Raw genomic sequence first — 2,482 nt, forward strand, 5'->3', positions numbered from 1 at the left:
GGGCAGAGTTATGTGCTAAAAAATGAGCAACTGTTAAATTTTCGTACAAAAAACAGCCTCTGATACTGAGCCAGCAAACAACAGGCACCATTTTTTGTATATCTATCTGATAATAATAGATTTAAGAATATCGTGTTTTGTGCATACGCTGTCATCAACAGGCTGCTTTGCTGGCTAAAAGAGAATTGGTTAACAAATTTGCAAATTATATTGGCGGCGATAATCGGCATTTGGTACTTTCCGGCCTGAGTTATTCGCAACATAAAGCTATGTAAATGATAACTGTTTCCATATGTAAGCGGTTATGAACAGAATAAGAAAAGCGTCCCGACAGGGGGGAGGCTTTAATGAATCGACGTCAGGCTGCCATAAGAGCGGCCGTAATAAAAAAGTCGGTGATAGCAGGCAGTAAATGACCTGGCAGACGCAAAAATCTCCTGCGCTGCACAGGAACCCGAAAGGGGACTAAACAGGCTGACGACAGTCAGTAATAATAATGAACGGAGTATCAACACAATGTCCATCATCACAAAAAAAAGCCTGGTTGCGGCTGGCATTCTCACAGCGCTGATCGCAGGGAACGTAATGGCTGCAGATGTTCCTGCAGGCACCGAGTTAGCGAGCAAACAAACGCTGGTACGAAATAGCGGTGCTGAACCGCAGTCTCTCGACCCGAATAAAATTGAAGGGGTGCCAGAGGCAAATATCAGCCGCGACCTGTTCGAAGGGTTGCTGAATACCTCTCCAAAAGACGGTCACCCGATTCCGGGCGTCGCCGAAAGCTGGGACAATAAAGATTTTAAAGTCTGGACATTCCATCTGCGTAAAGATGCCAAATGGTCCAACGGCGAACCGGTTACCGCACAAGATTTCGTTTATAGCTGGCAGCGTCTGGTCGATCCGAAAACCGCATCGCCATATGCCAGCTATCCACAGTACGGCCATATTGTGAACGTTGATGAAATTATCGACGGTAAAAAAGCACCGAGCGAACTGGGCGTCAAAGCGATCGATGACCACACTCTGGAAGTGACGCTGAGTGAGCCAGTGCCTTATTTCTATAAGCTGCTGGTGAACCCGGCCATGTCCCCGGTTTACAAACCGGCGATCGAGAAATTCGGCGAGAAATGGACTCAGCCGGGCAACATCGTAACTAACGGTGCGTACACCCTGAAAGACTGGGTTGTTAACGAACGTATCGTGATGGAACGTAACCCACAGTACTGGGATAACAAGAAGACCGTTATCGATCAGGTAACCTGGCTGCCGACCTCTTCTGAAGTGACTTACGTAAACCGCTACCGCAGCGGTGAGCTGGATATGACCTATAACCAGCTGCCGATCGAACTGTTCCAGAAACTTAAAAAAGAGATTCCGAACGAAGTTCACGTCGATCCGTATCTGTGTACTTATTACTACGAAATTAACAACCAGAAAGCCCCGTTCACCGACGCTCGCGTACGTACCGCACTGAAGCTGGGTCTGGACCGCGATATCATCGCTAACAAGGTCAAAGGCCAGGGCGACCTGCCGGCTTATGGTTACACGCCGCCGTATACCGATGGCGCGAAGTTGACCGAACCAGAGTGGTTCAAGTGGTCACAGGAAAAACGTAATGAAGAAGGTAAAAAACTGCTGGCGGAAGCGGGTTATACTGCTGATAAGCCGCTGACCTTCAACCTGTTGTACAATACCTCCGATTTGCACAAAAAACTGGCTATCGCCGCGGCCTCACTGTGGCGTAAGAACCTGGGCGTTGAAGTCAAACTGGTTAACCAGGAGTGGAAGACCTTCCTCGACACTCGTCACCAGGGGACTTATGACGTTGCGCGCGCTGGCTGGTGTGCGGACTACAACGAACCAACCTCCTTCCTGAACACCATGTTGTCCGGTAGCTCAATGAACACCGCGCACTATAAGAGCGAAGCGTTCGATAAGATCATGGCTGAGTCGGTAAAAGCCGCCAACGAAGAGCAGCGTACAGCCGCGTATGCCAAGGCTGAGCAGCAGTTGGATAAAGATACCGCTATCGTACCGGTCTATTACTACGTTAACGCCCGCCTGGTGAAACCATGGGTTGGCGGCTACACCGGTAAAGACCCGATGGATAACGTCTATACCAAAGATCTGTACGTTATCAAGCATTAATGGCAATACGTGGGGCGAGCATGTGCTCGCCCCATCGTGTCTTATTTGAGAGCAGTGCAAAGGCACATGCCAGAAGGTACGGGCAATGTTGAAATTTATATTACGTCGCTGTCTGGAAGCGATTCCGACGCTATTTATCCTTATTACGATTTCCTTCTTTATGATGCGCCTTGCGCCGGGCAGCCCATTTACGGGTGAGCGTACGCTGCCGCCCGAGGTCATGGCCAACATCGAAGCAAAGTATCACTTAAACGATCCTATCCTGGTGCAGTACGGTAATTACCTGAAGCAGTTAGCCCACGGTGATTTCGGCCCCTCCTTTAAATATAAAGAT

1 protein-coding gene and 1 pseudogene are annotated in these 2,482 nt (G+C 49.1%); both read left to right on the forward strand.

Translation table 11 applies throughout. From position 1 onward, the window contains the following. Positions 1-516: 516 nt before the first annotated feature. Entirely contained in the window at positions 517-2,148 is a 1,632-nt protein-coding gene (gene oppA / locus NNN71_RS24350) for an oligopeptide ABC transporter substrate-binding protein OppA (RefSeq protein WP_064545033.1), read from the forward strand. An 85-nt stretch (positions 2,149-2,233) separates the two neighbouring features. After that, positions 2,234-2,482 (forward strand): annotated as a pseudogene (gene oppB, locus NNN71_RS24355) (oligopeptide transporter permease); the annotation flags it as partial.

The sequence above is a fragment of the Kluyvera sp. Awk 3 genome (genome assembly GCF_028069715.1).
Taxonomy (GTDB): Bacteria; Pseudomonadota; Gammaproteobacteria; order Enterobacterales; family Enterobacteriaceae; genus Kluyvera; species Kluyvera georgiana_A.

Bases quoted from the DNA above. Each gene is read 5' to 3' on its own strand.
- oppA (WP_064545033.1), top strand. From the start codon at position 517: ATGTCCATCATCACAAAAAAAAGCCTGGTTGCGGCTGGCATTCTCACA.